Annotated in this window: 21 protein-coding genes; 4 read left to right on the forward strand and 17 right to left on the reverse strand. The window is 57.8% G+C overall.

Going from position 1 to position 25,808, the window contains the following annotated elements:
* Window positions 1-11: 11 nt before the first annotated feature.
* The 16 genes from dnaE to rpsB form a co-directional block, all read right to left on the reverse strand.
* A complete protein-coding gene (gene dnaE, locus OKC43_RS10195) occupies window positions 12-3,491 on the reverse strand; it encodes a DNA polymerase III subunit alpha (RefSeq protein ID WP_043818966.1) in 3,480 nt (1,159 codons plus the stop codon).
* A 38-nt stretch (window positions 3,492-3,529) separates the two neighbouring features.
* Window positions 3,530-4,120, reverse strand: a complete 591-nt coding sequence (rnhB, locus tag OKC43_RS10200; RefSeq protein ID WP_236271875.1) for a ribonuclease HII — start codon at window positions 4,118-4,120, stop codon at window positions 3,530-3,532.
* A 119-nt stretch (window positions 4,121-4,239) separates the two neighbouring features.
* Window positions 4,240-5,379, reverse strand: a complete 1,140-nt coding sequence (lpxB, locus tag OKC43_RS10205) for a lipid-A-disaccharide synthase (protein WP_236271874.1) — start codon at window positions 5,377-5,379, stop codon at window positions 4,240-4,242.
* Window positions 5,372-6,163: an acyl-ACP--UDP-N-acetylglucosamine O-acyltransferase gene (lpxA, locus tag OKC43_RS10210; protein WP_005338557.1), complete on the reverse strand. Its 792-nt coding sequence runs from the start codon at window positions 6,161-6,163 to the stop codon at window positions 5,372-5,374. The genes lpxB and lpxA overlap by 8 nt, the downstream gene beginning before the upstream one ends.
* 5 nt (window positions 6,164-6,168) lie before the next feature.
* Window positions 6,169-6,630 carry a 3-hydroxyacyl-ACP dehydratase FabZ gene (gene fabZ, locus OKC43_RS10215; protein WP_005338559.1) on the reverse strand — a complete coding sequence of 154 codons (462 nt, stop codon included), beginning with the start codon at window positions 6,628-6,630 and terminating at the stop codon, window positions 6,169-6,171.
* Between the two features lie 24 nt (window positions 6,631-6,654).
* Window positions 6,655-7,674, reverse strand: a complete 1,020-nt coding sequence (gene lpxD / locus OKC43_RS10220) for a UDP-3-O-(3-hydroxymyristoyl)glucosamine N-acyltransferase (protein WP_236271873.1) — start codon at window positions 7,672-7,674, stop codon at window positions 6,655-6,657.
* Between the two features lie 3 nt (window positions 7,675-7,677).
* Window positions 7,678-8,190 (reverse strand): OmpH family outer membrane protein, encoded by a 513-nt coding sequence (locus tag OKC43_RS10225; RefSeq protein ID WP_005338563.1) that lies wholly within the window; start codon window positions 8,188-8,190, stop codon window positions 7,678-7,680.
* A gap of 149 nt (window positions 8,191-8,339) precedes the next feature.
* A complete protein-coding gene (gene bamA / locus OKC43_RS10230; RefSeq protein WP_139493642.1) occupies window positions 8,340-10,856 on the reverse strand; it encodes an outer membrane protein assembly factor BamA in 2,517 nt (838 codons plus the stop codon).
* A 34-nt stretch (window positions 10,857-10,890) separates the two neighbouring features.
* Window positions 10,891-12,243 (reverse strand): sigma E protease regulator RseP, encoded by a 1,353-nt coding sequence (gene rseP / locus OKC43_RS10235; RefSeq protein ID WP_236271872.1) that lies wholly within the window; start codon window positions 12,241-12,243, stop codon window positions 10,891-10,893.
* Window positions 12,243-13,439, reverse strand: coding sequence for a 1-deoxy-D-xylulose-5-phosphate reductoisomerase (gene ispC, locus OKC43_RS10240; RefSeq protein ID WP_216993915.1), 1,197 nt, complete (start codon window positions 13,437-13,439; stop codon window positions 12,243-12,245). The genes rseP and ispC overlap by 1 nt, the downstream gene beginning before the upstream one ends.
* Window positions 13,439-14,296 carry a phosphatidate cytidylyltransferase gene (locus tag OKC43_RS10245; RefSeq protein WP_026034918.1) on the reverse strand — a complete coding sequence of 286 codons (858 nt, stop codon included), beginning with the start codon at window positions 14,294-14,296 and terminating at the stop codon, window positions 13,439-13,441. The genes ispC and OKC43_RS10245 overlap by 1 nt, the downstream gene beginning before the upstream one ends.
* 27 nt (window positions 14,297-14,323) lie before the next feature.
* Window positions 14,324-15,100, reverse strand: a complete 777-nt coding sequence (gene uppS / locus OKC43_RS10250) for a polyprenyl diphosphate synthase (protein ID WP_139405860.1) — start codon at window positions 15,098-15,100, stop codon at window positions 14,324-14,326.
* Window positions 15,101-15,172: 72 nt separating this feature from the next.
* Window positions 15,173-15,730 carry a ribosome recycling factor gene (gene frr / locus OKC43_RS10255; protein WP_005338576.1) on the reverse strand — a complete coding sequence of 186 codons (558 nt, stop codon included), beginning with the start codon at window positions 15,728-15,730 and terminating at the stop codon, window positions 15,173-15,175.
* A 101-nt stretch (window positions 15,731-15,831) separates the two neighbouring features.
* Entirely contained in the window at window positions 15,832-16,566 is a 735-nt protein-coding gene (pyrH, locus tag OKC43_RS10260; protein ID WP_005338577.1) for a UMP kinase, read from the reverse strand.
* Between the two features lie 71 nt (window positions 16,567-16,637).
* Window positions 16,638-17,519, reverse strand: coding sequence for a translation elongation factor Ts (gene tsf, locus OKC43_RS10265; protein WP_005338578.1), 882 nt, complete (start codon window positions 17,517-17,519; stop codon window positions 16,638-16,640).
* 104 nt (window positions 17,520-17,623) lie between these two features.
* Entirely contained in the window at window positions 17,624-18,352 is a 729-nt protein-coding gene (rpsB, locus tag OKC43_RS10270; RefSeq protein WP_005303470.1) for a 30S ribosomal protein S2, read from the reverse strand.
* A 371-nt stretch (window positions 18,353-18,723) separates the two neighbouring features.
* On the opposite strand from rpsB, the gene map reads away from it, so the two are divergent.
* From map to OKC43_RS10290, 4 genes are all read left to right on the forward strand, one after another.
* The gene (gene map, locus OKC43_RS10275; RefSeq protein ID WP_005338579.1) at window positions 18,724-19,512 is read left to right on the forward strand and encodes a type I methionyl aminopeptidase; all 789 of its coding nucleotides are present in this window, start codon (window positions 18,724-18,726) and stop codon (window positions 19,510-19,512) included.
* Between the two features lie 85 nt (window positions 19,513-19,597).
* Window positions 19,598-22,234, forward strand: a complete 2,637-nt coding sequence (gene glnD / locus OKC43_RS10280) for a bifunctional uridylyltransferase/uridylyl-removing protein GlnD (protein WP_236271871.1) — start codon at window positions 19,598-19,600, stop codon at window positions 22,232-22,234.
* A 174-nt stretch (window positions 22,235-22,408) separates the two neighbouring features.
* A complete protein-coding gene (dapD, locus tag OKC43_RS10285; RefSeq protein WP_005338581.1) occupies window positions 22,409-23,236 on the forward strand; it encodes a 2,3,4,5-tetrahydropyridine-2,6-dicarboxylate N-succinyltransferase in 828 nt (275 codons plus the stop codon).
* A 127-nt stretch (window positions 23,237-23,363) separates the two neighbouring features.
* Window positions 23,364-23,747, forward strand: a complete 384-nt coding sequence (locus OKC43_RS10290) for a DUF3461 family protein (protein WP_005338583.1) — start codon at window positions 23,364-23,366, stop codon at window positions 23,745-23,747.
* A gap of 262 nt (window positions 23,748-24,009) precedes the next feature.
* On the opposite strand, the gene ptsG is transcribed toward OKC43_RS10290, so the two are convergent.
* Window positions 24,010-25,440 (reverse strand): PTS glucose transporter subunit IIBC, encoded by a 1,431-nt coding sequence (ptsG, locus tag OKC43_RS10295; protein WP_005338586.1) that lies wholly within the window; start codon window positions 25,438-25,440, stop codon window positions 24,010-24,012.
* Window positions 25,441-25,808 lie beyond the last annotated feature (368 nt).

A 25,808-nucleotide genomic window follows, 5' to 3' on the forward strand; every position in this document is an offset into this window, starting at 1 on the left:
CCTTAGAACCTCTAATCAAAAACCAATTCAACCCGCTCTCGTCCAAGCAGGACTCGCAAGTCATCTATCAGTTGATCGGTGGGCGTCACCCGCCACTCGGTACCGAGCGTCAATCGCACCCGGGAGCCGGGGCGACGATAGTTTACCTGAACCGGACAGACTCCGGCACGGGCGGGCTCCAAAATCTCGCACAAACGCGGGAAAAAGCGATCATCAATCCGCTGTTCATCGAGGGAGATGCGGATTGCTCTGGCAAAACGCTCCCTCGCATCGTTGATATCCAGTAATTCTCGAGCCGACATTTTAAGGCCACCGGAGAAGTCATCAAAGCTGACCTGTCCAGAAACCACCAAAATGCGGTCTTTTTGCATCAATTCTTCATATTTTTCCAGCGCTTCACTGAACAGGGTCACATCGAGGCGACCGGAACGGTCGTCCAGGGTGAAGATCCCCATCTTGTTGCCACGCTTGGTCACCATGCTGCGGGCCGCAATCACCAGCCCCGCCGCCGTGGTCACGGTATCGCGGGAGGTGGGATGCAGATCACACAAGCGACCCGAGGTATAACGACGCAATTCGCTGCTGTACTGGTTGATGGGGTGGCCGGTGAGATAGAGTCCGAGGGTCTCGCGCTCCCCTTCCAGCCACACCTTGTCAGGCCAGTGCGGCACGTTGGCAAACGCCTTCTTGACGTCGTCAATCTCTTCGGTGAGCACGCCGAACATGTCGACCTGCCCCACTGCCTGCGCCTTGGCGTGCTGCTCGGCGGCACGCATCGCCTCCTCCAGCGTTGCCATCAGGGCGGCGCGGTGGGGGCCGAGCCGATCCATGGCGCCGGAGAGGATGAGCTTCTCCATCACCCGCTTGTTTAGCTTCTTGATATCGACCCGGTTGCAGAAGTCGAACAGATCTCGGAACGGGCCGTCTTGATCCCGGGCGCTGAGGATAGCGTCGATAGGGCCTTCACCCACCCCTTTCACTGCCCCGATCCCGTAGACAATATGACCATCTTCGTTGACCGAGAAGCGATAGCGACCGGTGTTCACATCCGGCGGGATCACGGTGAGCCCCATCCGCTGACACTCATCCACCAGAGTCACGATCTTGTCGGTGTTGTCCATATCGGCGGTCATGACCGCCGCCATGAACTCGGCCGGGAAGTGGGTCTTGAGCCAGAGGGTCTGGTAGGAGACCAGCGCGTAGGCGGCGGAGTGGGATTTGTTGAAGCCGTAGCCCGCAAACTTCTCCACCAGATCGAAGATCTTCATCGCCAGTTCGCCGTCGACGCCATTCTTGACGGCGCCCTCCTCGAAACCGGCCCGCTGCTTGGCCATCTCCTCGGGCTTTTTCTTACCCATCGCCCGGCGCAGCATGTCTGCGCCACCGAGCGTATAACCCGCCAGGGTCTGGGCGATCTGCATCACCTGCTCCTGATAGAGGATGATGCCGTAGGTGGGTTCGAGGATGGGCTTGAGGCTCTCGTGCTGCCACTTTTCATCCGGATAAGAGATCGCTTCATTACCGTGTTTGCGGTCGATGAAGTTATCCACCATGCCTGACTGGAGCGGGCCCGGTCGGAACAGGGCCACCAGTGCGATCATGTCTTCGAAGCAGTCGGGGCGCAGTCGCTTGATGAGATCCTTCATGCCGCGGGATTCCAGCTGGAATACCGCTGTTGTCTCGTAGCGCTGCAGCAGGTCAAACGACTTCTTGTCATCGATGGGGATGGCGGCGATGTCGACCGGCGGCTTACCCTCTTTGGCAAGACGCGGGTTTATCATGCCGAGCGCCCAGTCGATGATGGTGAGGGTGCGCAGACCGAGGAAGTCGAACTTCACCAGACCGGCGTACTCCACGTCGTTCTTGTCGAACTGGGTGACCGGGTGATGGCCTTCGTCATCGCAGTAGAGCGGCGCAAAGTCGGTGATCTTGGTGGGCGCGATCACCACGCCACCGGCGTGTTTACCGGCGTTGCGTACCACCCCTTCGAGGCGACGGGCCATGTCGATGAGGTCTTTGACCTCCTCATCCTGCTCGTAGAGCTCGGGCAGCTTGGGCTCGGCCTCGAATGCCTTGGCAAGCGTCATGCCCGGATCCGGCGGGATCAGCTTGGAGATGCGATCCACAAAGCCGTAAGCGTGACCCAGCACCCGGCCCACGTCCCGCACCACCGCCTTGGCCGCCATGCTGCCGAAGGTGATGATCTGGGAGACCGCATCCCGACCATACATGTCGGAGACGTGCTCGATCACCTCGTCGCGCCGGTCCATGCAGAAGTCGACGTCGAAGTCGGGCATGGATACCCGCTCGGGGTTCAGGAAACGTTCGAACAGCAGGTCAAATTCCAGCGGGTCGAGGTCAGTGATCTTGAGGGCGTAGGCCACCAGAGAACCCGCCCCCGAGCCCCGGCCCGGGCCAACGGGAATGCCGTTGTCCTTGGACCACTGGATAAACTCCATCACGATGAGGAAGTAACCCGGGAAGCCCATCTGGTTGATCACTTTCAGCTCGATGTCGAGACGCTCGTCATACTCGGGACGACGCTCGGCCCGCACTTGCGGATCCGGGAACAGGAACTCGAGACGCTCCTCCAGACCCTCTTTCGACTTGGCCACCAGAAAATCTTCGGTAGTCATGTCGCCGGTCGGGAAGTTGGGCAGGAAGTATTCGCCAAGACGCACCGTCACGTTGCAGCGCTTGGCGATCTCCACCGTGTTTTCCAGCGCTTCGGGAATGTCGGCAAACAGCTCCGCCATCTCCTCCTGACTGCGCAGGTACTGCTGGGGGCTGTAGCGACGGGGGCGGCGTTTGTCCATCAGGGTATAGCCATCGTGGATGGCCACCCGGATCTCGTGGGCGTCGAAGTCATCGGCGTTGAGGAACACCACCTCGTTGGTGGCGACCACCGGCAGCTCGAACTCGGTGGCGATGGCCACCGCCATGTGCAGGTAGACCTCTTCGTCGGGTCGACCGGTGCGCAGCAGTTCGAGATAGTAGGCATCCGGGAAGTGGGTCTGATAGAAGGCGACACACTGCTCGGTCATCTGCCGGTTGCCCTTGAGCAGGAACTTGCCCACATCCCCCTCGCGGCCACCGGAGAGGACGATCACCCCCTTGGCGTGTTCGGCGAGCCAGCTCTTGTCGATGACCGGCCGCCCCTGTACGTGGCCGCGCTGGTAACCGCGGGAAATAAGCAGGGTGATGTTCTGGTAGCCGTCGTTATCCATGGCCAGCAGGGTGAGGCGGAACTGCTCGTCGCCGAGCTCATCGCTCTGCACCCAGAAGTCGGCACCGACGATGGGTTTGATCCCCTTGCCGTGGGCGGCGCCATAGAAGCGCACCAGACCGCACATGTTCATCTGATCGGTCAGCGCCAGCGCCGGCATGTTGTTGGCCGCCGCCGCCCCGACGATGGGGTTGATCTTCTGCAGGCCATCGACCATGGAGAAGTCGGAGTGGACTCGCAGGTGGATAAAACGGGGTTCAGCCATCGTCATCTCCTCTCGCTGCTCAAACTAAATGGCATGGTCTACTCGATCCCCAGTGCGCGGCGCACCGGTTTGAAGCTCTTGCGATATTCGGGCAACGGGCCACGCTCGGCCAGAATGGCGAGGTGCTCAGGCGTAGGGTAACCCTTGTGACGGGCAAAACCATACTCGGGATGGCGACTGTCCAGCTCGGTCATCTCCGCATCTCGGGTCACCTTGGCGAGGATTGAGGCGGCACTGATGGCGGCCACCAGGCTATCGCCCTTGACCACTGCGCACGCTTCCATCGGCAACGCCGGGCAGCGGTTGCCATCGATAAAGACCAGCTCGGGGGTGACCTTCAACCCCGCCACGGCGCGCTGCATCGCCAGCATGGTGGCATGCAGGATGTTGAGCTCGTCGATCTCCTCCGGAGTGGCGCGACCGATGGCCCAGGCGAGCGCTTTCTCTTTGATCTCGTCAAACAGGGCGAGGCGCTTCTTCTCGGAGAGCTTCTTGGAGTCAGCCAGACCGACAATGGGATTGGCGGGATCGAGAATGACAGCAGCGGTGACCACGTCACCCACCAGGGGGCCACGACCCACTTCGTCCACACCGGCAACCAGCTTGTCGTCAGGAATATCGATCATCATCTTGTAGCCTTGAATCAAAACAGGCCCCGTGGGGCCTGACAGGGGTCGACTGGCGCGGCATCACCGCTCGGAAAACGGATTAACGGGCTGCGCGGCGCAATCGACGGTCCGAAATAGCGTTATCTGCCGAGCAGATCCGCCACCGCATCGGCGGCCTGCGAGTCGGCATTGCAGCGGATCAGCTGATGCAGCTCGGTGAAGGTGTTGACCAGCGCACTGTTGTCGTGCTCGAAGTACTTGCTCACCTCTTCCACCAGATTCTCCGGGGTGCACTCGTGCTGGATGAGTTCCGGCACCAGCATGCGACCGGCGAGCAGGTTGGGCAGAGAGACAAATTCGGTCTTCACCAGTCGCTGGGCCAGCCAGTAGCTGAAGGGCTTGAGCTTGTAGCCCACCACCATCGGCTTTTTCACCAGCATGGCTTCGAGCGCCGCGGTGCCGGAGGCCAGCATCACCACGTCAGCGGCGATCATCGCCTCGCGGCCCTGCCCTGCCAGCAGCACCATGTCGAGACCCGGCGCTACCTCGGCCTTGATGGCCATAAACTGCTCGCGCCGTTTCTGGTTGACCAACGGCACGATGAAGCCGAGATCCGGATAGCGCACCGTCAGGTGTTTGCACGCCTCGAGAAACAGGGGAGACATAAAGCCCACTTCTGCGGTTCGGCTGCCCGGCAGCACCGCCAGCCAGCGGCGATTGGCATCGATACCGAGATTGCGACGCACGGCAGCCTGATCCGGCACCAACGGAATATCGTCCGCCATGGTGTGACCGACAAAACGGCAAGGGGCGTCGAAGCGGTCGTAGAAGGCTTTCTCGAACGGCAGGAAGGCGAGCACCATGTCGGTGGCGGCCTTGATCTTGTGAATGCGGTTCTGGCGCCAGGCCCACACAGAGGGGCTGACATAGTGAACCGTCTTGATACCGGCGCGGCGCAGTTTCAGCTCCACTCCGATATTGAAATCCGGTGCATCCACGCCGATGAAGATATCGGGCGGATTGGCAATAAAGTGGCGCAACAGTTCGCGACGGACCTTGAGGATGCGCGGCAGACGGCCCAGCACCTCGGTGATCCCCATGACGGAGAGCTCTTCCATCTCGAACAGGGCCTTGACGCCGAGGGCCTGCATCCGCGGCCCGGCGATCCCTTCGAACTGCGCATCCGGGTAGCGGGCTTGCAGCTCGCGCACCAGACCGGCAGCCAGAATGTCGCCGGAGACTTCTCCGGCGACGATACCGATACGAACCGGATCAGGCACGGATGATCCCGCGCTCGTTGTCTTTGAGGAAATCCACATAGAGCTGGACGGCCGGTTCGGCTTGCGCCATCTCGATCAGCACCGGCAGCACCTCTTCGATGGTCTTGCCGGAGCGGAAGATCTCTTTGTAGGCACGCTTGACGGCAGAGATAGCCTCGGCGCTGAAACCGCGACGACGCAGACCTTCGGAGTTGACCCCGAACGGCTTGGCGTAGTTGCCGGCGGCCATCACGTAAGGCGGCACGTCCTTGTTCAGGGCGGCGCAGCCACCGACGAAGGCGTGGGAACCGACGCGGCCGAACTGGTGAATGGCGGAGAGACCACCGAAGATCACGAAGTCACCGATCACCACGTGGCCCGCCAGGGTCGCGTTGTTGGCGAAGATGCAGTTGTCACCGATGATGCAGTCGTGGGCAACGTGAACGTTGACCATGAACAGGTTGCCGCTGCCCACCTTGGTCAGGGATTGATCCTGAATGGTGCCACGGTGGAAGGTGCAGTTCTCGCGAATGACGTTGTTGTCGCCAATCTCAAGGAAGGTGCGCTCACCGGCGTACTTCTTGTCCTGGCAATCCTCACCGATGGAGGTGTGCTGGAAGATCTTGTTGCCGCGACCAATCTTGGTCGGGCCCTTGATCACCACATGGGAACCTACCCAGGTGTTGTCACCGATTTCCACCTCGGCGCCGATGACAGAAAAGGGGCCGATTTCAACCCCTTTACCGATCACGGCAGACTCATGGACGATGGCAGTATCGTGAATGATGGCAGTCTGGTCGATCACGTGTGTTAAACCTCGCGTTTGGCGCACATCAGCTCGGCGGTACAGACCACTTCACCGTCGACGGTGGCGACACCGGTGAACTTGGCAATACCGCGACGCTCTTTCAGGAACTCCACGTCGAGCACCAGTTGGTCACCGGGGCCGACCGGACGCTTGAAGCGAGCGTTGTCGATTGAGGCAAAATAATAGAGTTCGTTGGGAGACGGCTTGCCCACCATGGTAAAGGCCAGGATACCGGTGGCCTGTGCCATCGCTTCCAGGATCAGTACGCCCGGGAACACCGGCTTGGCCGGGAAGTGCCCCTGGAAGATCGGCTCGTTGAACGAGACGTTCTTGATGGCGCGCAGAGTTTTGCGCTCATCGCTGATCTCGTAGTCGTCTACACGATCCACCATCAGAAACGGATAACGGTGGGGCAGCAGATCCATGATTTCCTGGATACCCAGGCTCTTCTTTTCAGTAGTCAAAACAGTACCCTATACCAATCGTGATTATTCTTGATCCAGCTTCTTCTCAAGCTTGCTTAACCGCTTGTGCATCTCTTCGATACGCATCACCCGGGCGGCGGTCTTGCGCCACTCTTTATTGGTTTGCAGAGGGATGCCGGAAGAGTAGACACCGGGCTCGGTAATGGGTCGCATAACCATGGCCATACCGGTGACGGTAGCCTGGTCGCAGATCTCCATATGCCCGTTAAAGACGGAAGCGCCGCCAATGATACAGTATTTGCCGACCTTGAGACTACCAGCCATCACGGTAGAGCCCGCCACGGCGGTGCCATAGCCGATCTCCACGTTGTGGGCGATCTGGCACTGGTTGTCGATGATGACGTTGTCAGCGATGCGGGTATCTTCCAGCGCACCGCGGTCAATGGTGGTACAGGCACCGATCTCGACCCGGTTGCCAATGGTCACACCGCCGAGCTGGGGGATCTTGATCCACTCGCCACGTTCATTGGCATAACCGAAACCATCGGCCCCGATCACTGTGCCGGATTGAACCAGACAGTCGGTGCCCATGGTCACATTGTGATAGAGGGTAACGTTGGCCCACAGCCGGGAGCGGGCTCCCAGCCGGGTATTCTTGCCAACAAAACAGCCCGGGCCAATGCGTACATCGTCACCCAGCACGACTCCGGATTCGATCACTGCATTGGCGCCGATAGCCACTCTCTCGCCCAGTTGCACGTCAGCCGCGATAACGGCGCTCGGATGGATATCCGTGGCCGGCTGCGGGGTGGTGTCCAGCAGTTGGGCTACCTGGGCAAAGCCCACATAGGGGTCTTTGAGCACCAGGGCATTGGTGGGACAAAATGGCAGATCCGCTTCGGTAATGAGCACGGCTGTCGCCTTGCTCTGCTCCAGATAGTGCCGGTACTTCTTATTGGACAGGAAGGTGATATCCCCCTCCCCGGCCTTTTCCAGTGTCGCTACCTTGCGGATTTCCAGGGTTCCGTCGCCATGGACCTGGGCCCCCAGTTGCTGGGCCAGCTGTGCGAGAGTGAATGCCATCAATTAGTTGCTCTTGCTTACCTGAGAAATAACCTGGCCGGAGATGTCCAGCTTGCTGGCGGCATACGGGGCGGCATTGCGCTCCAGCACCAGATCGTAACCATTGCTCTTGGCGATGGAATCGATGGCAGCCTGCACCTTGGTCAGGATCTTGTTGCGCTCTTCGGACTGACGGCGACCGTTGTCCTGCTCAAAGGCTTGACGCTTCTGGTTGAACTCCATCTGCAGCTTGGCCAGCTTCTCCTGGTTCTGCTTCTTCTGCTCGGCGCTCATGAAGGCTTCATCCTTGCGGAACTTCTCGACCAGCTTCTGGCCTTCCTGTTCCAACTTCTGCAGCTCACGCATGCGCGGCTCGAATTCACCTTTCAGCTTGGCTGCAACGGCTTCACGCTGGGGCAGCTTTTGGAAGACTTCGCCCATATCCACCACGGCGATCTTGGTCTCAGCGAAGGCAGAACCCATGCCGGCAGCCATCAGTGCAAAGCTCAAACCAGCTACTTTCAACGCTTTATTCACACTTACTCCTTGTTCCCTCATGGCGAGGGCTACCTGATTTACCCGATTATGCAAGCGGCGTTAGGACCGTCTTGTTACCTGGTGAGGCACGCATACCGCGCGTCCCATCATTGAAGACCCCCACCGCATGGGTGGGGGCGAAACTCTGCTTAGAAAGTACGACCGATGTTGAAGGAGAAGAACTCGGTACGATCCCCTTCGTATTTCTTGATCGGCTTGGCCAGGGCAAACACCAGCGGGCCCATCGGCGAGAGCCACTGCAGGGAGACACCGGCAGAGACCCGGATATTGCCCGGGCTGGAGTAGTCCTGGCTCAAGTAGTTGCAATCTGCCCCAGCGGCACAAGGGTAGGCACCATTGGCGAAATCGGTGCTCCAGACAGTTCCGGCATCGATAAAGGCGGTAGAACGGATCTGCGGACGATAGGTCTCTGAGACAAACGGGGTCGGGAAGACCAGTTCGAAAGAAGCCACAGCAAGCGCATTGCCGCCCACCGAGGTATCGGAACCTTCGTAATACCCAGTCTCAGTCGGAGCACTGGAGTTATTGTTCTTGTACTGCTTATAGATAGCCTTGGGACCAATAGTATTGCTCTTGAAGCCACGTACCGTATCGAAACCACCGGCATAGTAGTTTTCGAAGAACGGCAGCATGCTGCTATCGCCATAGCCGTTCCCATAGGAGACTCGTCCCTTGCCGATCATCACCCAACTGTGATCCGCATCGAGCGGGAAGTAGTGGGCATCTTCGGCGGAGAGTTTGTAATACTGCAGATCCATGCCAGGAATAGTGATTTTGCCGTTGACACGCTGACGGTCACCAGCGGTCGGGAACATCCCCTTGTTCAGGGTAGAACGAGTCCAACCAGCAGTAAGATCCACAGTTACGAACTCAACGCTATCCTCACCTTTTGCATAGAGATCCCAAAACTGATCCATCTGTACCGATTGACGGTTGTCGTTCCAAAGGTCGTAGCAATAGGTATTGTCTGCTGATGGTTTGTTGTCGGCGATACACTCATTGAACTTGGATTCATTGAAGGTAGGACGGCTCAGCTTGGAGCTTTCAATACCGGTACTGAAGTCGAGACGGTTGAACTCGTTGACCGGGAAGCCGCTGGAGAGACGGAAACCTATGGTTTCGTTCTCGTAATCGACGATATCGGCATCATCGGCGCGGAACTGGTTGTAGTAGACCCGACCACCCAGGCTGACACCATCCACGGTGAAGTAGGGGTCGTTGTAGCTCAGGTCAACGTTCTTGGAGTAGTCGTTGGTGCTGGCGTTGATGGAGACCTTTTTACCGGTACCCATAAAGTTGTCCTGAGAGATCCCCGCCTGCAGGCTCAAGCCCGATTCGGTACCGTAACCGATACCGGCGTTGATGGAGCCTGCTGGCTGCTCCTTAACCTTGAAGTCAAGGTCAACCAGGTCATCGTTGCCCGGCACCCGCTTGGTGTCCACTTCGACACTCTCGAAGTAGCCAAGGCGGTTGAGACGGCTCTTGGACTGCTCGATGTTGTCGGAGGAGAGCCAGGTGCCCTCCATCTGGCGCATCTCGCGACGCAGTACCTGATCTTCGGTAGTGGCGTTACCGCTGAAGTTGATATTGCGCACATAGACACGGGGGCCAGGCTCAACGTTGACGATCAGCTCGACTTCCTTGGTCTTGTCATTGACCTGTGGGAAGGTGACCACTTTCGGATAGGCATAACCGTAACGGCCGAGGAACTTGGAGAGCACCTCTTCGGTATGAGTCACCTGACTGGCAGAGTAGGTGCTGCCGGCAGCGATCGGGATCAACCCCTTCATCTCGCCACCGCGGTCGATCAGGTCACCCTTGAGCTGGACACCGGAGACCTTGTACTGATCCCCTTCCTTGATGTTGAGGGTGACATAGACGCCCTTCTTGTCGGGGGTCATGGAGACCTGGGTAGACTCCTGCTGGAAGCGGATATAGCCGCGGTCCATGTAGTAGGAGCGCAGGGTCTCGATATCACCGGCCAGTTTCTGCTTCTGATAGCGCTGATCGGCGGTGAAGTTCCACCAGGGCACTTCGTCGCGCAGGGAGAGCTGGGCAATCAGCTTCTCTTCAGGGAAGACGCTGTTGCCGACGATGTTGATCTGCTGGATCTTGGCCGCTTCCCCTTCCACGAAGGTGAACTTGAGGTCGACCCGGTTGCGCGGCAACGGGGTGACGATGGCCTTGACCTTGGCGGAGTATTTACCCACGCCATAGTAGAAATCTTCCAGCCCCTTCTCGAGGGAGGTGAGCACGGTGCGATCCAGCGGATCACCCACACGAATACCTGAGGACTCCAGACTCTGGGTCAGTTGCTCCTCTTTGATATCCTTGTTGCCGGCAAACTCGATGCTGGAGATGGTCGGACGCTCCTTGACCATCACCTGCAGAACCTGACCGTCACGGTAAACCTTCACATCCTCGAAGTTACCCGAGGCATAGAGCTTTTTGATGGCACTGGCCAGAGCCACGGAGTCGACGGTATCACCGACCCGGATCGGCAGGTTCAACAGTGCGGCGCCCAGGGTCACCCGTTGCAGACCTTCGACCTGGATATCTTGCACCACAAAAGAGGCAGGGGCCGCCTGGGCCAGGAAACTGGCACCCAGCAGGCAACTCAACACCAATGCTTTTTTAACAGCCATTTTGTTCTTATGTGTCCTTGTTGATGCTCTGGCCTCAGAGGCGAGCGAAATCGTTAAACAGCGCAATGCCCATCAATAACATCAGAATGGCGGCGCCGATCCTGAAACCCACTTCCTGTATTTTCTCTGATACCGGCTTGCCGGTGACCGCTTCGATCAGGAAATAGACCAGATGGCCACCATCGAGCACCGGCAGGGGGAACAGATTGATAATCCCCAGGTTGACGCTGATCAGCGCCAGAAAACTCAAGAAATAGACCAGACCATAGTCGGCACTGCTGCCGGCGCCCTTGGCAATGGAGATGGGGCCGCTCAGGTTGTCCAGCGACACGATGCCACCGATCAACTTGCCAATCATGTCAAAGGTGAGCGTGATCAGGCTCCAAGTCTTGTCCGCGCCATGCCACAGCGCCTGCAAAGGCCCATACTGTAACAGAATTCGATATTCATCCGGTAATGGAACCAGTTGCGGTGAGAGACCGACGAATCCAACAAGCTTGCCCTGCACCTTGCGGCTATCCGGGGTCAGGGTCACGTTGAGATCACTGTTGTTGCGCTCAACCACCACTTGCAGGGGTTCACCCGGTGCCTGCTGCACCAGCTCGACAAACTCGGCCCACGCTGTAATAGGCTGATCGCCGACCTGTTTGATACGGTCACCGACCTGTAGCCCCGCCTTTTCACTGGCACTCTTGGCCACCACTGCAGCCACGACTGGCAGCACTTTGCCACTCAGGGGGACAATTCCCAAGCTGCCGATGGGCGACTCTTTATCCGGATCGAAGGTCCAGCCGGTCAGCGACAAGGTTTTATCGGTGGCATAGCTGGTATTGGGTGCCTGCACCTTGAGAGTCACAGCATCGTCACCCAGATGGCTGATAAGGGCGTAGGTGACGCTCTCCCAGTCACCGGTCTGCTCATCGCCGACCCCGACAATCTCCATCCCCGGCAGCACACCCGCCTCGGCAACGATGGATGCCGGACGCACTTCACCGATCACCGGCTTGACGCTCGGCACCCCGATGATAAACATCAGCCAGAGGGCAAACAGGGCAAACACGAAGTTGGCCATGGGACCCGCGGCGACAATCGCCATCCGCGCCCAGACACTCTTGTGGTTGAAGGCATACTGCTCGTCACCGGGCTTGAGTTCATCGACCCGGCCATCGAGCATCTTGACGTAACCACCGAGGGGGATCAGCGCCAGCACATATTCGGTGCCATCTTTACCCATCCGGCGCCAGATCGCCTTGCCAAAACCGATAGAGAAGCGCTCAACCTTGACGCCACAACGGCGGGCCACCCAGAAGTGACCAAACTCGTGCACCGCGACCAGCAGGCCCAGCGCAACAACAAAAGCACCGATATTCCACAACACACCGCCCATCAGCCAAGCTCCTCAATCAAAGTGTGAGCACGGGCTCTTGCCGCACCGTCCAGGGCAAACAGATCATCGAGCGAGCCGACGGCGCTGCTCTCCAGCGCCAGCATCACTGCCTCGTTGATCCGGGCAATATCCATAAAGCCGATGCGCCCAGCCAGGAAGGCGGCAACAGCCTCCTCGTTGGCTGCATTCAGCGCAGTGGTCGCCGCTTGTCCCTTCTGGCAGGCATTGATGGCCAGCGCCAGACAGGGATAGCGATCATAATCAGGCCGGATAAAGCTGAACTCTCCGACACTGAAGAAATCCAAAGGTTCCACACTGGAGGGGATGCGATTTGGATAAGCCAGCGCATGGGCGATGGGAGTACACATATCCGGATTGCCAAGCTGAGCCAGCACGGAGCCATCCTTGTACTGCACCATGGAGTGGATCACCGACTGCGGGTGGATCACCACCTGGATCTGCTCAGGCGCCGCATTGAACAACCAGCGCGCCTCAATGTACTCCAGCCCCTTGTTGATCATGGTGGCGGAGTCGACCGAAATCTTGGCCCCCATCGACCAGTTGGGATGAGCGATGGCCTGCGCCGGCGTCACCTTGGCCAGCTCGCTGATCTCGGTGTAACGGAACGGGCCGCCAGAACCGGTCAGCAAAATCTTGCTGATCCCCGCCGCCGCCAGATCGCAAAAACCGGGCTGGCGCTGCACGGCGGTCGGCAGACACTGGAAGATGGCATTGTGTTCGCTGTCGATGGGCAGCAGCTCGGCGCCATGTTCGCGCACGGCTTCCATGAAGAAAGCACCGGACATCACCAGCGCCTCCTTGTTGGCCAGCAAAATTCGCTTGCCGGCACGTACCGCGGCCATGGTCGGGGCCAGTCCGGCCGCACCGACGATGGCGGCCATCACGCTATGGGTGTCGGGGTGGGCGGCCACATCGCAAAGGGCTGCAGCACCAGACATGACCCGGGTCGCACTGCCGTGCGCTTTCAGACGGGCAGCGAGTTCACGGGCGGCATCCTCATCGACCATCACGGCAAAACGGGGGGAGAATTCGAGGCAGTCCCGCAACATGGCATCCACGTTGCGGGCGGCGGTCAACGCCAATACTTGCCAACTGCCCGGGTTATGGCGCAGCACTTTCAAGGTACTCTGACCGATGGAGCCGGAGGCCCCCAGAATAACCAGTGACTTGTGCATCAAAACTCCTGACTGAGTAGCAGATAACTGAGCAGAAACACCGGCAGGGCGGCGGTCAGGCTGTCGATCCGGTCGAGAATGCCGCCATGACCCGGCAGCAGAGTGCCGGAGTCCTTGATGCCTGCTTCGCGCTTGAACATGCTCTCGGTCAGATCACCGAGTACGGAAGCAAGCACCGCCAGCAGAGAGCAAAAAAGCACGGTGATCATCTTGGCAGGAACAAATCCCATCGACCAGGTAACGCCGATGGCCAGCAGGCTGGCGGTAAAGAGGCCGCCACACATTCCTTCGATGGTTTTGCCCGGACTGACGGCGGGGGCAAGCTTGTGCTTACCGAACGCCTTGCCGAAAAAATACGCGCCAGAATCTGCCGCCCAGACCAGTCCCATCACGAACAACAGGATCCAGGCCCCCATCATGGGGTCATGGTAAAAGTTGTAACCACGGATGGCGACCAGCGACCAGAAGAAGGGAACCAGAGTCACCAGACCAAACAGCGACTTGAGCCAGATAGACTCTTTCCACAGCTTGGCGCTTTGGGGATAGCGCAGCACCAGCAGCAGACCCAGCAGCCACCAGCTTACCGCTGTCCAGAGCACGCCCATCACGAGGGGGTGCAGGTGGGGCGTCCAGAGTTGCTCCACCGGCAGCCAAAAGAGGCTGGCACCGAGCAACAGACAAAATACGATGGGCAACCATTGCTGCGGAGCAGCAGAGACAAACCCACTCCATTCGCGACTGGCCAACAAAAACACCAGCGCAGCCAACAGGGCAAAAAATTTCAATGGCAGAAAGAAGAGCGCCCCCAACACCAGGGGGATCAACATCAAAGCAGTAATAATTCGTTGTTTTAGCAAAAGAAACCTCTCTCTTGGGAGCGGGGTTTAGCCGGTCTGCTGCTCGGCGATCAATTCCCGTATCTGTTCACCCGTGCAACCGAAGCGACGCTCGCGGGCAACGAAAGAGGCGACCGCCTCACTGAACTCGGCCTCGTTGAAATCGGGCCACAATACCGGGGTAAAATAGAGCTCGGCATAGGCGAGCTGCCATAACACAAAGTTGCTGATGCGATGATCGCCACCGGTGCGGATCAACAGGTCCACGGGTGGCAGATCGGCCATGCAAACCTCGCGGGCCAACATGGATTCATCAATGTCGTCAGCGGCCAGTTCACCGGCCGCCACTGCTTTGGCCAGCTTGCGGGCCGCCTGGGCGATATCCCACTGGCCGCCATAGTTGGCCGCAATGTTCAGGGTCAACCCCTTGTTATTGGCGGTCAAGGCTTCCGCCTTGGCGATTTTGGCCTGCAACCGCTCACTAAAGCGAGCAGTATCGCCAATCACCTTGAGCCGGATCCCGTTGTTGTGCAGTTTCTGCACCTCACGACCCAGCACTGTGATGAACAGTTCCATCAAGGCACTGACCTCCCCTTCCGGGCGGCGCCAGTTCTCGCTGGAGAATGCAAACAGGGTCAATGCCTCGATCTTGGCACGCGCAGCAAAGGTAACGGCCTCGCGCACTGACTTGACGCCCGCCTTGTGGCCATAAACCCGCATCTTGCCTCGGTTCTGGGCCCAGCGACCGTTACCATCCATGATGATGGCGACGTGACGGGGTAAAGACGAGTTGGCACAATCACCCAACGCAGCCAAAAGCGACATGTAATTCTCCCACAAAGACAAAAGCGCCGTGCAGGGGCACTACACGGCGCTCGTAATATACCTTTCAGACGGTTAGATTTCCATTAGCTCCTTCTCCTTTACGGCAAGGGCCTCATCGACCAGCTTGATGTAGGAGTCGGTCAGTTTCTGGATCTCTTCCTGGGCGCGACGGTCATCGTCTTCGGAGATCTCTTTGTCCTTCAGCAACGCTTTCAGGTCGGCGTTGGCGTCACGACGGATGTTGCGCACGGCAACACGAGCGTTTTCCGCTTCGGCACGGACGATCTTGGTCAGGTCACGACGACGCTCTTCGGTCAGCGGCGGCAGCGGCACGCGCAGGGTCTGGCCATTGCTGGACGGGTTCAGGCCCAGATCGGAGGTCAGGATCGCCTTCTCTACCGCCTGGATCATGGAGCGGTCAAAAATGGAGATGGAGAGGGTGCGAGCATCTTCTGCCACGACGTTGGCCAACTGTTTCAGCGGAGTGGCAGCACCGTAATACTCAACCTGGATGCCGTCGAGCAGGCTCGGGTGAGCGCGGCCGGTACGGATCTTGGACATTTGGGTCTTGAGCGCTTCTACGCTCTTGCCCATACGGTCCTTGGCGTCGTTTTTAATCTCGTTGATCACAGTGGTTTTCCTTTTGGCGAACGAGCCGCTACACGGCCCGTGTCTATCTTATTTACTGACGTGATGGATAGGATAAGAGCGCCAGGTGGCTCACTTTTATCTTATTTACCAACGTGGTGGATCAGAGTGCCTTCCGGTTCACCCATGACAACCCGGCGCAGGGCACCCGGTTTGTTCATGTTGAACACGCGGATCGGCAGATCATGGTCACGCGCCAGGGTAAAGGCAGCAAGATCCATCACCTTGAGCTCTTTTTCAAGAACTTCATCATAACTCAGTTCATGATACAGCACGGCATCCGGATTCTTGACCGGATCTTCGTTGTATACACCATCAACCTTGGTGGCTTTGAGCACCACGTCGGCTTCGATCTCGATCCCGCGCAGGCAAGCCGCAGAATCGGTAGTGAAGAAGGGGTTGCCGGTACCGGCAGAGAAGATAACGACTTTGCCAGCACGCAGCTGGCTGATTGCCTCGGCCCAGCTGTAGGAGTCGCAGACGCCTTGCAGGGAGATGGCAGACATCAGACGGGCATTCACATAAGCACGATGCAGGGCATCACGCATGGCCAGACCGTTCATCACGGTTGCCAGCATACCCATGTGGTCGCCCACCACGCGGTTCATGCCCGCTTTGGCAAGACCGGCACCACGGAACAGGTTGCCGCCACCGATGACCAGACCGACCTGAACACCCAACTCAACCAGTTCTTTGATCTCTTGGGCCATCCGCTCCAGCACCGCCGGATCAATGCCGAAACCCTCGGATCCTTGCAGGGCTTCACCACTCAACTTCAGAAGAACACGTCTGTATGCAGGTTTGGGATTGGTACTCATGTCACTGATTCCTGGTCATATAAAGACCGCGACATAAGTCGCGGTCTGGGGAAACGGAAAAACCGGTTCGATTAGGCCTTTTGAGCGGCCGCGATTTGGGCTGCAACTTCAGCAGCGAAATCGGTCTCTTGCTTCTCGATGCCTTCGCCCACTTCGAAACGGGTGAAGGAGACAACGTCAGCGCCTTCTTTCTTCAGCAGCTCGGCAACGGTCATGGAAGGATCTTTCACGAACGGTTGACCAGTCAGGGAAACCTCACCGGTGAACTTCTTCATGCGGCCTTCAACCATCTTCTCGGCGATCTCTTTCGGCTTGCCGGAGTTGATGGCGATGTCGATCTGGATTTCGCGCTCTTTGGCAACGACTTCAGCAGACACGTCTTCAGGCTTGACGAATTGCGGGCTGTTGGCAGCAACGTGCATGGCCAGATCTTTGGCCAGCTCGGCAGAACCACCGGTCAGCTTGGTGATAACACCAATGCGGGAACCGTGAACGTAGGTACCCAGATTGTCACCTTCAACCAGCATCACGCGACGCAGGTTCATGTTCTCACCGATCTTGGCGATCAGGTTGGTGATGGTCAGCTCGACGGATTCGCCGTTACCGAAGTCAGCGGCTTTCAGCGCGTCAACGTCAGCAATTTTCTGGGTCGCAGCGATGTCAGCGATCTTCTGGCCCATTGCCATGAAGCTGGCATCTTTGGCGACGAAGTCGGTTTCGCTGTTCAGCTCGATCATGACGGCAACGTTGCCTTCGGTGCGAGCAAAGATAACGCCTTCAGCGGCGATACGGCCAGCTTTCTTGGCGGCTTTGGCCTGACCGGATTTGCGCATGTTCTCAATTGCCAGCTCGATATCACCAGCAGCTTCTTCCAGTGCTTTTTTGCAATCCATCATGCCAGCGGCAGTGCGCTCGCGCAGTTCTTTTACCAGGGCGGCAGTAACGTTAGCCATGTCCAGTATCCTCGGTCTTGAATTGACAAGAAACAGGGGCCACAAGGGCCCCTGCTAACCAATTACATCAGCTTGGTTAATAAGGGCTTTACAGTCCTTATCAATTACTCAGCTTCAACGAAGCCATCTTGTTCGGCTTGAACAACGATGTCCTGAGCGCGAGCTTCCAGTACGGTGTCAGCAGCAGCATTCAGGTACAGCTGTACGGCACGGATAGCGTCGTCGTTACCCGGGATGACATAGTCAACGCCGTCCGGGTTGGAGTTGGTATCAACGATGGAAACTACCGGGATACCCAGGTTATTGGCTTCTTTGATAGCGATATGCTCGTGGTCGGCATCGACAACGAACAGAACGTCAGGCAGGCCGCCCATGTTCTTGATACCACCCAGGCTCTTCTCCAGCTTTTCCATTTCGCGAGTACGCATCAGCGCCTCTTTCTTGGTCAGCTTGTCGAAGGTACCGTCTTGGCTCTGGGTTTCCAGATCTTTCAGGCGCTTGATAGACTGACGAACGGTTTTCCAGTTGGTCAGCATACCGCCCAGCCAGCGGTGGTTTACATAGAACTGGTCGCAACGCTCAGCGGCTTCTTTTACGGCTTCAGACGCGGCACGCTTGGTACCAACGAACAGTACCTTGCCTTTCTTGGCAGCTACGGAGCTGATGAAGTTCATGGCATCGTCAAACATCGGAACGGTTTTTTCCAGGTTGATGATGTGAACTTTGCTGCGGGCACCGAAGATGTAGGATTTCATTTTCGGGTTCCAGTAACGAGTCTGGTGACCGAAGTGAACGCCGGCTTGCAGCATGTCGCGCATAGAAACTTTAGCCATTTTATACCTCTGTATTGGGGTTAGGCCTCCACACATCCCATATAACCGACCCGTTAAGGCACCCCGGCATATGTGTCGATGTGTGTGTGTTGTTTAAGTAAGGGTGATGAAATCGGGACGCAAGTTCCCCATTCCGGCGCGCTTTATACCATAACTTTGTTCAGGACACCACCGGCCGACACCCTAAACAGGTGTAAATATGGATCCCGCCAGAGGATGCTGCGACGCCGATTTGACGTTGTGATGACAATCACACTGGAAGTACGCGGGGGTTGCGGATAAAATTTTGCCCTGATTGCAAACGCATCTATTTTTCATTACCTGTCCTGTCTGCCCTCGCAGGCCCAGCGGCAGGCCGCAAGAGAGATCCCATGTCCATTAAAATCAAGACACCGGAAGAGATTGAAAAGATGCGCGTTGCCGGCCAATTGGCCGCCGATGTGCTGGTCATGATTGCGCCCCATGTCAAAGCTGGCGTCACCACTGACGAACTGAACACCCTCTGCCACGACTATATTGTCGACGTACAACAGGCGGTTCCAGCTCCGCTCAACTACCATGGCTTCCCCAAATCCATCTGCACCTCGGTGAACGATGTGATCTGCCACGGTATCCCGAATCACAAGAAGCTGCGCGATGGCGACATCATCAACCTGGATATCACCGTCATCAAGGATGGCTACCACGGCGATACCTCGGCCATGTTCATCGTGGGCGAGACCACCCCACTGCGCCGCCAGCTCTGCAAAGTTGCGCAAGAGAGCCTCTACGCCGCCATCAAGAAGGTGCGTCCGGGTGCCTGTATCACCGAAATCGGCGCAGTGATCCAGCCCATCGTCGAGAAGGCCGGTTTCTCCGTGGTGCGTGACTACTGCGGTCACGGCATCGGTGCCGAGTTCCACGAAGAGCCGCAGATCCTCCACTACCGCAACAGCGGCAAGCTGGAGCTGAAAGCGGGCATGTGCTTCACCATCGAGCCGATGGTCAACAGCAAAAAGTATCACTGCAAGGTCAATCCGAAGGATGGCTGGACCGTGACCACCAAGGATGGCGGCGACTCCGCCCAGTGGGAGCACACCCTGCTGGTGACCGAGGATGGCTGCGAGGTGCTCACCCTGCGCCCCGATGACACTATCGACCGCTTCATCAAACACAGCTAACATCGAACCCCGGCCCTGAACTTCCAAAGCGCCGGGGTTTTTACTTCTGTTTCAGCCATTTGCCTGCCACTGTGTGTGAGATGCCATGGACGCCAGCCTGCTTTCCCCCCATTTGTTACCCGATGATCAGCTCACTCGCGACAACTGCAAAGAGTACCTGAGCCGCTTTCTCGGCTGGCTGCACGCCCGTTTTGATGCCGGCGACAACATCATCGAGCTGGTCGCCACCCGCTCCGAGTACATGGATCAGTTGCTCTGCCGGTTGTGGCAGAAGTTCGGCTTCGACAAGAGCGACCTAACCCTGATCGCGGTAGGCGGTTATGGCCGTGGCGAGCTGCACCCCCACTCCGACATCGACCTGCTGATCCTCTATGACGGCGATGAACTGGACGAGGTGTTGGGACTGCGCATCGGCGAGTTCATCACCTTGCTGTGGGATCTCAAGCTTGAGGTGGGTCAGGCGGTGCGCAACGTGGCGGAGTGCCTCGAGCAGGGGCGCGCTGATATCACGGTCGCAACCAACCTCATTGAGGCCCGCTACATCACAGGTCGCCAGGAGGGCTTCCGGCAACTGAAAGAGGCCACCGGCCCCCAGCACTTCTGGCCGAGCGAAGCCTTCTTTCGCGCCAAGCGCCAGGAGCAGGCGGAGCGGCACCAGCAGTTTCTCGGCACCGCCTACAAGCTGGAGCCGGATCTCAAGAGCAATCCGGGCGGCCTGCGGGATATTCAAACCCTCGCCTGGGTCGCCCGCCGCCACTTTGGCGCCACCACCTTGTTCGAGATGACCAGCCACGGCTTTCTCAACCGCGCCGAGTATCGTGAGCTGCTCGACTGCCAGAATTTTCTCTGGAAGGTGCGTTTCGCCCTGCATATGGCGATCAACAAGGGGGATAACCGCCTGCTGTTCGATCGCCAGCGCACCGTGGCCCAGATGTTGGGGTTCGAGGGGGAAGGCAACACTCCGGTCGAGCAGATGATGAAGCGCTTCTACCAGACGGTGCGTCGGGTCTCGGAGCTTAACGAGATGCTGCTGCAGCTGTTTGACGAGGCTATTCTCGGCAACACCGCCATGGATGTGCGCCGCCTCTCCGACGAGTTCCAGCTCCGTGGCCGCCTCATCGATGCGGTGGATGCGGAGCTGTTTAGCCGTGAACCAGCTGCTATCCTGCGCCTCTTCTACCAGATGGCCCAGCATCCCGAGATTGCGGGCATCCACTCGGCCACCCTGCGCCAGCTGCGCGAGGCACGCCGCAAACTCAACTGCTGGTTGCAGGACTTGCCTGACTGCCGTCGCCTGTTCATGGCGCTGCTGCGCCACCCCAACGGCATCGGCCTGCCGCTCACCCTGATGCACAAGTACGGCATTCTGGCGGCCTATCTGCCCCAGTGGAACCTCATCGTCGGCCAGATGCAGTTCGACATGTTCCACGCCTACACGGTGGATGAGCACACCCACCGGCTGCTCAAGAACATTCACCAGTTCCCCAATCCGACCAGTCGCCAGAGCCACCCGCTCTGCCACGAGGTCTTCACCCGGCTGCGCAAACCGGAGCTGCTCAGCATCGCCGCCCTGTTTCACGATATCGCCAAGGGGCGGCGCGGCGATCACTCGGAGCTCGGCGCCGTCGATGCGCTGGAGTTCTGCCAGCTGCACGGTCTGGATCGCTACGAGAGCCGACTGGTCGCCTGGCTGGTGCGCCACCATCTGTTGATGTCGGTCACCGCCCAGCGCCGCGATATCTACGATCCCGACGTGGTCACCGACTTTGCCCAGAAGGTGCGCGACGAGCAGCATCTCGACTTGCTCTACTGCCTCACAGTGGCCGATATCTGCGCCACCAACGATACCCTGTGGAACGACTGGAAGGGCACCCTGCTGCGGGAGCTCTACTTCGCGACCCAGAAGGCGCTGCGCCAGGGGCTGGAGAACCCGCCCGACATGCGGCTGCGCATTCGCGAAAACCAGCGTCAGGCCAAGCAACTGCTGGCGCAACGGGATGTATCGGAAGAGGCAATCAACCTGCTCTGGGCCGATTTCAAGGCCGACTACTTCCTGCGTCATAGCCCGGAGCAGATCGCCTGGCACTGCCGCCATATCATCGAGCATGGCGACAATCCGGCACCGCTGGTGATCATCGGCAAACATCCGACCCGCGGCGGCAGCGAGGTGTTTATCTACTGCCGCGATACCCCGAATCTGTTTGCCACCGTGGCCTCGGCGCTGGATCAGAAGAACCTCAACATCCACGACGCCCAGATCATGAACTCGCGCAGCAACTATGTGCTCGATACCTTCGTGGTTCTGGAGCCGAGCGGCGAGCCCATCAGCCCCAACCGCACCGCCACCATCAAGAAAGCGCTGGAGAAGGCGCTGCAGGAGCCTGGCAAGCTGGTGCTGCGCAACAAGCCGCTGTCGCGGCGCCACCGCCAGTTCAGCGTGCCGACCCGGGTAGTCTTTCTGCCCCACAAAGGGGAAAGCCGTCACACCCTGATGGAGCTGACTGCCCTCGATACCCCCGGTCTGCTGGCGCGGATCGGTGCCGTTTTCCAGCAGTGCGGACTGTCGCTGCACGCCGCCAAAATCGCCACTTTCGGTGAGAGGGTCGAGGACTTTTTCAGCCTGACCAGCCTCAATGGCGAGCCATTGACCGCCGAGCAGCAACTGCAGCTGGAAGAGCGACTGGTACACCAGCTCAATCCCCAGCAGTCGGTGCTGGATTAAGCGAGCCGCGATTCGAAAGAGGCTGATTGTCGGGCGTTTTTTGCCATGCCAAACAACTGGTTGGCACACACCGGATGAAGAAATGGCCGCTGGCCGGAAGAATTCCGGTCAACCCCTTAAAAACAGTCGGAAAAGTGTGATACAACAAACAGAATTTTTTAAAGGAAACCTGTCATGACCGAGTTGCAACAGATCATTGAAGCGGCCTTCGAGCGCCGCGACACCATTACTCCGGGCTCCGTGGATAGCGCCACCAAGTCCGCCATCCTGCAAGCCATCGACCTGCTGGACTCTGGCAAGGCACGGGTTGCCGAGAAGATCGCCGGTGAGTGGGTTGTCCATCAGTGGTTGAAGAAAGCGGTATTGCTCTACTTCCGCATCAACGACAACGGCATCATCAAGGGCGACGATGCCCAGTACTACGACAAGGTTCCCCTCAAGTTCTCCAACTACACCGCCGAGCAGTTCAAGGAAGCGGGTGTGCGCGTGGTGCCGCCGGCAACAGCCCGCAAAGGCTCCTTTATCGCCCCCAATACCGTGCTGATGCCCTCCTATGTCAACATCGGCGCCTTCGTTGACGAAGGTACCATGGTCGATACCTGGGCCACTGTCGGCTCTTGCGCCCAGATCGGTAAAAACGTGCATCTCTCCGGCGGCGTCGGCATCGGTGGCGTACTGGAGCCACTGCAGGCCAACCCGACCATCATCGAAGACAACTGCTTTATCGGTGCCCGATCCGAAGTGGTTGAAGGGGTCATCGTCGAGGAAGGTTCCGTCATCTCCATGGGCGTCTTCATCGGCCAGTCCACCCGCATCTATGACCGTGAAACCGGCGAGATCCACTACGGCCGCGTACCGGCTGGCTCCGTGGTCGTCTCCGGCTCCCTGCCCTCCAAATGCGGCAAGTACAGCCTCTACGCGGCGGTGATCGTCAAGAAGGTTGATGCCAAGACCCGCGCCAAAGTCGGCATCAACGCTCTGCTGCGCTCCATCGACGAGTAATCAGCATTGCTGTGATGAAAAGGGCGCCTGATGGCGCCCTTTTGATTTTGGCGCCCCTGTCACAGGCAAGCCATGAGGCATCGGTTAAGATGGATGGGACAGGATCGTTTCAAACCGAGGAAGCCTGATGTACGAGAATCTGAAGAGCCTGGGGATCCAGGATCCCGCCTCCGTCGACAGCTATACCCTGCGCCAGGAGGCCAACCACGACATCCTCAAGATCTACTTCAAGAAGCAGAAAGGCGAGTTCTTCGCCAAGAGTGTCAAATTCAAGTATCCCCGCCAGCGCAAGACCATGCTGGTCGATTCCGGTACCCATGAGTACAAGGATGTCACCGAGATCAACGCCAACCTCAAATATGTGGTGGATGAGCTGGACAACCTGACCCAGGGCGTCCATCAGCAGGCCGATCCGGACATCAAGCAGAAGATCCTGCGCGACCTGCGCCATCTGGAAAAAGTAGTACAAAACAAGATCAGCGAAATCGAACGGGATCTGGAGAAACTCTAATCCCCTCGACTCGACAAAAGAGCGCCCAGATGGCGCTCTTTTTATTGGCTGATTACTGGATGACTTTATCTGGCTATAAGGTTGACCTGGTGATGGTGTGCGATAAGGCGAGCGAGGCACAACGCCGACAGAAGGTATCCCGTTACATATCGCATCTTGGGCAACGAGACTCCTGCTGTGACTCGCACGATCCATAACCAGAAATAGCAAGAGGGAGGCTTTCGCCTCCCTCTTCAATAACTCTGGTATTCAGGCAACAGGATTAGTTGCTCTTCATCCAGATGTCCATGTCGGTTTTCAGGTTGTCGGACTTGGTACCGAAGATGGCTTGAACGCCGGAACCAGCCACTACCACACCGGCAGCACCCAGTTTCTTCAGACCAGCCTGGTCAACCTTGGCAACATCTTTCACGCCAACACGCAGACGGGTGATGCAGGCATCCAGAGAAGCGATGTTCTCTTTACCACCGAAGGCGGCAACCAGAGCAGCAGACATTTCGTCTTTGCCTTGGCCAACGGCCTCTTCAGCAGTCTCGTCTTCACGACCCGGAGTTTTCAGGTTCATGGCACGGATAACGAAGCTGAATACGACGTAGTAGATGGCCGCGTAAACCAGACCCAGACCAACCAGCAGCAGCATGTTGTCGGCACGCGGTGATTGCACCACGAAGTCGATGAAGCCGTTGGAGAAGGTGTGACCGTGTACGATACCCAGAGAGTTGGTCAGCACATAAGCCAGGCCAGCCAGTACAGCGTGAATTGCGTACAGAACCGGAGCGATGAACAGGAAGGAGAATTCAATCGGCTCGGTGATACCGGTCAGGAAAGAGGTCAGGGCTGCAGAGGCCATGATACCAACGATCTTGGCACGGTTTTCCGGCTTGGCAGCGTGAGCAATGGCGAACGCAGCAGCAGGCAGACCGAACATTTTGAACAGGTAGCCACCAGCCAGCTGACCGAAGCCGTTACCGGCAGCGCGGGACGCGTCATCAGCAGTCAGGAAGCAGGTCATGATACCGTGAACAGTTTCACCGGCACCGTTGACGCAGGTACCCGCCTGATAGAAGAACGGTACGTTCCAGATGTGGTGCAGACCGAACGGGATCAGGGAGCGCTCAACCACGCCGTAGATACCGAAGGCCAGTACCGGGTTCTGGTTGGCAGCCCAGTCAGAGAAGGCACCGATGGCGCCACCCACTGGCGGCCAAATCACGGACAGGATCACACCCAGACCGATGGAGAGGAAACCGGTGATGATGGGTACGGCACGTTTGCCCGCGAAGAAGCCCAGGTACTCTGGCAGCTGGATCTTGTAGAAACGGTTGAACGCCCAGGCAGCGATACCACCGGCCAGGATACCACCCAGCACGCCGGTTTCGATGGTTTCAACACCCATCACAGGTGCCATGACCTTCAGGGTTGCGACCATGATGCCGTAGCCAACGATGGCTGACAGACCGGATACACCGTCGTTATTGGTAAAGCCCAGAGCAACACCCACTGCGAACAGCAGGGCCATCTGGCCAAATACAGAACCACCGGCTTGCTCCATCAATTGGGAGACAATTTCCGGCATCCAGCTGAAGTGGGCAGCACCCACCCCCAGCAGAATACCTGCGACTGGCAAGACTGATACTGGCAGCATCAGCGCCTTACCAACCTTTTGCAGATTAGAGAAAGCATTTTTGAACATTGTGTGCGCTCCTGAATGGATTGTCGTCCCTGAACGATCTATCTGGATGAAATAAGCACTGATTCATTCAGATATCTTCGAGTCGGGCTTGTTTATTTTGACCATCAGAATATAACCCAGCGGGTCATAAATTGCTGCTTTCGAAGGCGGGGGAATATTGAATTTGGAGGGAAGATCACAACTTGTTTAGTGGCTAAAAAACGCACCTAATATAAGTTAATAATCTGCATTATCACTTTATTACAAAGACATATAAATAGCAGTTTCACTTTGTATTTTAACAATACCATTTATATCAAATGGCAACTTATTGTAACTCAATGTAACGGCGTGATTTTTATTTATTACAGTCTACCGATTAAAAAGGC

This window comes from Aeromonas sp. Y289-2 (assembly GCF_027705925.1).
GTDB lineage: Bacteria > Pseudomonadota > Gammaproteobacteria > Enterobacterales > Aeromonadaceae > Aeromonas > Aeromonas veronii.